The sequence below is a fragment of the Arthrobacter sp. H14 genome (assembly GCF_000520495.1).
Lineage (GTDB): Bacteria > Actinomycetota > Actinomycetes > Actinomycetales > Micrococcaceae > Arthrobacter_C.
Window position 1 is genome coordinate 140,861 of sequence record NZ_KI914644.1, and the last position, 7,026, is coordinate 147,886.

Sequence of the window (7,026 nt, forward strand, 5' to 3'; positions counted from 1 at the left end):
GTTCCTTACGGAACTAGAATCTGCTGGTCGGTCATGACGTGGATGATAGCCGGGACACGCTGATCCTGCACCGCCTTCAACGCACGTTCGACGGCGCCCGGAGCCTCGTCGTCGGCGCTGACGGTTTCGCCATGGCCACCGAATGACCGGGCATAAGCGGCAAAGTCCGGGTTGGCCAGCTGCGTGCCGCTGACCCGTCCCGGAAAGTGGTTCTCCTGGTGTGCGCGGATGGTGCCGTACTGGCCATTGTCCATCACGACGATCAACATCGCCGCCCCGTATTGCATCGCGGTGGCGAATTCCTGCCCGTTCATCAGGAACTCACCGTCTCCGGCAACCGTCACCGTCAGCCGCTCCGGTGACTGCAGCGACGCCGCGACCGCGGCCGGAACGCTGTAGCCCATGGACCCGTTGCGGGTGCTCAGCTGGCTGGGGAAGACATTCGTCGGCAGGTAGTACTGCGCCCACGCGCAATGGTTTCCGGCACCAAAGGTGTACACGGCGTCGTTGGGCACCCGCGCGGCGATTTCGCCGACAACGGCAGTCATGTGTGCGGTGCCTTCGCGCGTTGCCGGAAGTTGGTCCGCCGTCGGAAGCGCAGCGGCTTTCTCCTGTGCATCGCGGCCACCCCGGCGCCATTGCTGCCAGCGTTCCGCCTGGCCCAGGTCGAGACCTTCGACCGCGTCGGCGAAGGCAACTGGTGTTGCCAGGATGTGTTGGGATACCGCACCGCTGCGTCCGCGCAGTGCGGTGTCGATATTGACCAGGATGTTGGTGGCGTCCATGTCCTGGCGGAGGGAGTAGCCGTCGGTGGGCACGTCGGTGAGCAGCGCACTGATCGCCAGCAGGACGTCGGCGTCGGCCAACATCCGAGCGGACTGCTCATTGCGGCCGTAGCCGAGCCAACCGGTATTGACTTCCGAGTTGAAGGGGACGCGGTCGGAGGCGCGCCAGTCCTGGATCGCGGGGATTCCGTTGACCTCGGCGAAGCGCGTAATAGCTGCAGACGACGACGGCGTCCAGCGGGGTCCGCCGACGTAAATCAGCGGGCGCTCGGCTTTCGACAGGGTGGTCTTGAGCTGCTCCAGTTCGGTACCCGAGACAGCGCCTTCGGTCACAGGCAGGACCGGATGCAGGCCACCGGAGAACTTTTCGGTGATGATGTCTTCAGGCAGGCCGACGATCACCGGACCCGGCCGGCCGGACTTGGCTGCGAAGAACGCCTCGGCAACCACTTCGGAGGCACGCTCGGCTTCTTCGAGGACGAAGACCCGCTTGGACTGCGTGCCGAACCAAGCATTCGGATCGAACTCCTGGAACGATTCGCGCTGCCGGTCATTGACCGGAACCAAACCGACAAACAGCACCATCGGCGTCGCGTCCTGCCAAGCGGAATGGACTGCGACGAAGGCGTTGGCCGCACCAGGACCCCGGGTCACCATGGCTACACCGGGCTCGCCGGTGAACTTGCCGTGGGCTTCAGCCATGTACGCCGCACCGCCTTCCTGGCGGCAGACGACAGTTTCGATATTCGCCCCATGCAACCCGTCGAGCACGGCCAGGTAGCTCTCTCCCGGAACGGCAAATACCCGGTTCACGCCATGCAGGGACAGTGAATCGACGATGGCTTGGCCCGCGTGTTTGTTCTCCACGTTTCTACTCCTTGAATGCTGGTAGTAACAGGAACCGACCGGCCCTGAGAGTGCTTAAAGTTGTCCGTACGCCAGATGGCTGCCGACGACGGTGGCCATCACCTTCACGTCCTCGATGGCTTCCGGGGCGAGGACAAGTGGCAGTGGGCATCGTTGAAACCGGGGACGACGGCGGCACCGCGGAGGTCGTGAACCTTGCGGAAGAGGTTGGTGTAGAGGGTGTCGAAAATATGCGGTCTCCGCCATTCCGTCGTTGCGAGTGGAACCTTCTATTCAGTATGCGGAGCCTTGATCCATGCTGTCTAATACACAAAAAGTCGTATGGTCATGCCGTACAGGTATGCCTGTGTGGGTGTTACAGACCCTCCGACTCTTCCACTCCGCACCAATCGGCGATAAACAACGCGATCGCCTTGGTGACGTTGCGGACTGATTCCAGCTGTACGCGCTCGTCGAATCCGTGGATGGCTTCGGAAACCGGACCGTATACCAGGCTCGGGATCCCGCCGTAAAGCGTGAAGACCCGGCCGTCCAGATAACCAGGCGTGGTGAAAGTTTGAAGCTCCGTGCCGAAGGCCTTCCGGTGGGCAGCCGCGAGGGTTTGCTCCGCATCGGAACCCTCATCCAGGACGTAGCCCTCGGAGTAGAACCCGGTCTTCTCGACGGTCAGGGGCAGCTCAGTGGCATGCAGGCAGTCCTGAACCTGCTGCCAGGCGTCGTCCGCTGTAACGCCGGGATAGACCGCGGCCCGAACATCGATTTCGCACCATGCCGGAACACTGGAGGGCCAATCACCGCCCCGGATCCCACCGAAATTGAAGTTGATCGGATGATCCAGTTCTTCGAAGTACCGGTGTGCGGATTTCTCCGAGTTCCAGGTCTCCTCCAGTTTCCGCAACTGGCCCATTACGGTGTATGCCGCGTCGATCGCATTGAAGCCTTCGCCCATTTCCCGTGGGTGGGTCGGGCGGCCGGAAACGCGGATCTTGAACCACAGGACACCCACGTTTGCCCGGACCAGCATGTTCTCCTCCGGCTCCGGAATAACCACGGCATCGGCCGTGTAGCCCTGCAACAGTGCCGCCAAGGAACCATTTCCGGTGCATTCCTCTTCCGGCACCGACTGGACATGGATCGGCGCGGTCGGAGCCAGCCCCGCAGCGCGGATCGCATCCAGGGCGAACAGGTTTGCGGCCAGACCAGCCTTCATGTCGCCGCTGCCGCGTCCGTACAGCCAACCATCGATGACCGGCGCCTCCCACGGCCCGCGACTCCAGGTGTCCTCGGGACCGGTCGGAACGACGTCGACGTGTCCGTTCAGGATCAGCGACCGTCCCTTGACAGTCGTCGGCCGGTAGCTTCCGACGACGTTGACCATGCCGTCATAGGAAACCGTGGAAGGGCCGTACCCGGGATGGGCCCGCAGTTCCGCCGAGTCGATCTCCCAGCGGTCCATCTCCAGCCCGCGGCGCTCCATCGAGCGGTACATAAAGTCCTGGATGCCGGCCTCCTGCGTGCGGGTCGACGGACACTTGATGAGTTCAGCGGTGAAGGTAATCTGCTCATCGAAGGCGACGTCGACCGCGGCAAGGATGCGGTCCTTGATTTCAGCAGTTGTCATGCTGGTTCCTTCCATAGGACGGGGCATTGCTTTTTCCGACTCAACCCAGATACAGGATGTGTTCCAGCGGCTCACCCGACGCGATGCGCTTGAGGATATCCGGTTCTGCCTGATCGGATTCTGCTGCTTGACGGACGATATCCGGGTCCAGGAGGGGGTCCAGCACGAGCACTCCGTTATCGTCACCCAAGACGATATCGCCTGGCCGCACATCCACACCGGCAACGCGGACGGAAGTCCCGAATTCCGCGTGTCCGGATGCATGCCGTTTGGTCGTGAGGCAGGTGCTGCCACGGGCGAAGACGGGAAGCGTTCCAGACGCAAGCTCCGTAACGTCCGTGACGGGGCCGTCGACAAGGATTCCGGCGCATTTCCTGGAACGAGCGACGGCGCTGGTAACGGAGCCAACCGGAGCATGAAGGCGGTCCCCGGCCATGTCCAGCACAAGAACCTCACCGGGTTGAAGCCGCAGCAGAGCTTCGTTGATGGCAACCGCGTCAGCGTCTGGAACCCGGGCAGTAGTGGCAACGCCGATCATACGCACCCCAGGGACCATCGTCCGGATTTCCGGGGGTAAGAAACCGTTCTCCAAAAAATGCCCCAGAGTGGGCAGTTCCACGTTTTGGAGTTGTTTCAACAATTCCTTGGTGTCAGTCCGTCGGATGCTTGAAGTCATGAGGCCTCATCTGAATCGAAATGGCTGCTACTGAACTACTATCCCCGTTTGGTTTATCGCCTGACAATACAGTCGTGCACAGATTTGGGACCGGGAGATTAGGCATGTGCACATCTTTGCCTATCCCCAGGCCACCACAGCCCGCGCGGCTTGACCGGGAACCACTACATCTATGCCAGTGACCTGCTTAAATCGGCGGAGCCTGTTGAGAATGGTGTTCCGATGGCAGTACAGTTGCGCCGCCGTTTCATTAACGTTGCCCGTGGCCGAGTAGCACAAGACGGTTTCCCGCAGTCGCTCAATTTCGTCATTGCGGCAATGGGCGGAGAGTTGCTGGTCCAAATTCCCCGCCAGATCCACTCCAATGGACTGAAGCCGGGCATGTGCGAGGCGGGTCCATCCAGCGGTGACAGCAAGTGGACCACCGTCACCTTTCGAGTGCAGTTCCGACAACGCGGCCGCAATTCGTCCTGCGGCAGCCAAACCAACCAGACCTTCGAAAGAGGTGGCCACGCCGCAGGGTATCGTTTCCAAACCAGGTGGGAGGGGCGGTGCATCGTAGGAATGAATTGCGTATGGGGTGGGCCAGAAAGCGTAGGTGACGTCCTCCATCTGATGAAGAAACAGTCTGGAGCTTTGATTCGGACGGGCGGCGAGCTGGCGCAGCGTTGCCGACGCCCGTTCCTGGACGACGGCGATGCCGAAGGGGGATGAGGCGTCCACGCCGAATGCCTTCGCGAATCGTTCGCGGGTCTCCGGCAACCGGCCTTGGGAGCTAAAAAGAGCTGATATGAACTCCTGCCTGACGCCGGCTTCCTCTTGCGCCATGTTCACCCGCGCAGCCAAGTAGCTTGAGTGTGTTGCCGCCGCATAATCGTCTACTACGCGCCAAACTTCTTCGGCTTTATGAATCAGGAGGGCCGCATCTGCCGGAGAGGAAACGGACAGCAGGGTGGTCCAGATTATGGGGAAATTGAGCCGGACGGCGGACACGAGTGCCTCGGCGGGCAGCCCCTGATGAGCCCGTTTATCACCGAGATCGGTGGCAAATTCCAATAACGGTGAACGCTCATCGTCACTCGCCAGAGCCCGCAATATCAGTTCGATGGATGCGGCCGCTGTGCTGCGCAGATCGTCATCTGAAACAGCGGATCTTGAGTATTCTGAAATGCTCACGACCCTTTCGGCGAAGTCTTCCTGCATGAGAGGAAGTTTCTCTTGGAGCGCATTGGTCAGCTCCCGCCAACGGGTCTGGTCGCTTCCTCGGTATATCCGTCCGGATAGGGGAGCGTGCATTGGCACAGTCTAACCAGCAAAGTTGGTTGCCGGTCACTAGTTGGCCGGTATCCCGCATAGATTGCTTAGGTTCCGGCCCCGAGGCTTCTTTTGCCGCGGAAATTCATATTGAACACGGCCGCAGCTTGGAACGCGACTACACCACAATCGGCTTGGCCGACTCCAACTGGGCGGCCAAAAACTTGAGTTCGTCGTGCATGGCGAGCAGTCGCACACCGGCTCAGCACAGGGACCGGGATGGGCATTTGCCCAATGTCGATCGCTGAAATGGCGACGTTGTGTCATTGTTCTGTGACTCCAGTCACTGGCAAGCTGTTGCAAGCATAGAAACCTGTAGGAAGGAAATGACGTGAGCGACATATTGGTTTTGGTCCACACGGGCGTCGCGATAACAGTAATAATTCTGCTCATCATGGTGGCCCGCATCGGTCCGGTAATCTCGCTGCTTGCCGGTTCGATCTACCTGGGACTGGCCGCCGGGTTGGGATTCCAGGGAACCGCAGAGGTACTCTCCACGGGGTTCGGCGAAATTATGGCCGCCGTCGGTTTGATTATTGCGATGGGTGTCCTGCTGGGGTCGCTGTTGGCGGAGATGGGAACACTTCAGAGCATTGTCGACAAGCTGCTCAGGATGTTTGCTCCCCAGAAACTGCCACTTGCATCCAGCGTCACCCTTACCACCTTCTTTCCCGTCATCTATGGGGACGTTCTGTTGGTCCTAATGGCCCCGCTCGTTCGTTCGTTGGCGCCCCGCCTGGGTAAGGGCGGGATGGCCAAAATGAGCACAGCGTTGGCGCTTGGCATCAATGTGGGCCTGGTTTTTGTCGTTCCGGGCGCTGCAGCGGTGGCAATCGCCGGCCTGCTTGAGGTGTCCCTCGGCCTCATGTTCGTCGCCGGGATCTTGGTCGCGATCCCCACAGCTGTGCTCACCATCCTCTTCTATGGCTGGCTGGTCAACCGAGGACTGTGGAATCCGGAGAAGGACGAGATGGCCGTGGAAAGAACCAAAGCTGCCGTGGCCGTCGCGCCAGACAGCAGCAGCACGACGACACCCGCCGTACATGGGAGTACATCGAGCGCGCCGACAGAACTGGTGAGTAATCACTACCCTCCGCTGCGGATCTCGCTGTTGCCGGTCATCATCGCGCTGATAATGGTTTCATCCGGCGTGATCGCCAAGATCGCGGGCGTGGAGTCGGGGATCATCTCGTTCATCGGAAATCCGGTAATCGCCATTTTCGCGGCTTTGGTTTCCGCGTACCTGCTCGCCTGGGGTTACCTGTCGAAAGAACGGGCAGACTCCGCCATTGGCAACGGCTTCCGGGAAAGCGGCATCGTCCTGATTATCACCGGCGTCGGCGGCTCCCTGGCCGCGGTCATTGGGCAGACCGGCCTGGGGGACATCCTCGGTAACTACTTCTCGGCGGGCATTCTCGCGCCGCTGTTTCTGGCATGGCTGATTGCAGTGATCCTTGAGATTGCTTTGGGATCCGCGACGGTCGCCATCATCACCGCAGGTGGAATCTTGGCTCCCGTCCTTGGATCGGTCGACGTCCCGACCGTGCTGGTCGCCCTCGCCGCAGCATCGGGTGCGTTGTTTGGCATACACCTGAACAGCAACTTTTTCTGGATCTTCCAACCGCTGCTCGGGCTATCGACACAAGGCACCTTGAAGACCCTCACCCTCCCCATGTCCATAGCGTCGGTGATCTCACTGGGTCTGATCATGGCCGCGAGTCTGGTTATTTAGGCTGGGAACCGGCCCTCTGACTCCCCGCCAC

The 7,026-nt window shown here is 60.7% G+C and carries 5 protein-coding genes; 1 reads left to right on the forward strand and 4 read right to left on the reverse strand.

Translation table 11 applies throughout. From position 1 onward, the window contains the following. Positions 1 to 5: 5 nt before the first annotated feature. From Y707_RS0108375 to Y707_RS0108390, 4 genes are all read right to left on the reverse strand, one after another. The gene (locus Y707_RS0108375; RefSeq protein ID WP_026534745.1) at positions 6 to 1,652 is read right to left on the reverse strand and encodes a thiamine pyrophosphate-dependent enzyme; all 1,647 of its coding nucleotides are present in this window, start codon (positions 1,650 to 1,652) and stop codon (positions 6 to 8) included. A 355-nt stretch (positions 1,653 to 2,007) separates the two neighbouring features. Then, positions 2,008 to 3,273, reverse strand: coding sequence for an ArgE/DapE family deacylase (locus tag Y707_RS0108380; protein ID WP_026534746.1), 1,266 nt, complete (start codon positions 3,271 to 3,273; stop codon positions 2,008 to 2,010). Positions 3,274 to 3,313: 40 nt separating this feature from the next. After that, entirely contained in the window at positions 3,314 to 3,949 is a 636-nt protein-coding gene (locus Y707_RS0108385; RefSeq protein ID WP_035780849.1) for an RraA family protein, read from the reverse strand. 120 nt (positions 3,950 to 4,069) lie between these two features. Beyond that, complete coding sequence (locus tag Y707_RS0108390; protein WP_051441783.1) at positions 4,070 to 5,152, reverse strand: RsbRD N-terminal domain-containing protein; 1,083 nt, start codon at positions 5,150 to 5,152, stop codon at positions 4,070 to 4,072. A gap of 442 nt (positions 5,153 to 5,594) precedes the next feature. On the opposite strand from Y707_RS0108390, the gene Y707_RS0108395 reads away from it, so the two are divergent. Then, positions 5,595 to 6,995 carry a GntP family permease gene (locus tag Y707_RS0108395; RefSeq protein ID WP_026534749.1) on the forward strand — a complete coding sequence of 467 codons (1,401 nt, stop codon included), beginning with the start codon at positions 5,595 to 5,597 and terminating at the stop codon, positions 6,993 to 6,995. Positions 6,996 to 7,026 lie beyond the last annotated feature (31 nt).

Coding starts and splice junctions, on each gene's coding strand:
- Y707_RS0108380 (WP_026534746.1), bottom strand. CDS start 3,273: ATGACAACTGCTGAAATCAAGGACCGCATCCTTGCCGCGGTCGACGTC.
- Y707_RS0108385 (WP_035780849.1), bottom strand. CDS start 3,949: ATGACTTCAAGCATCCGACGGACTGACACCAAGGAATTGTTGAAACAA.
- Y707_RS0108390 (WP_051441783.1), bottom strand. CDS start 5,152: ATGCAGGAAGACTTCGCCGAAAGGGTCGTGAGCATTTCAGAATACTCA.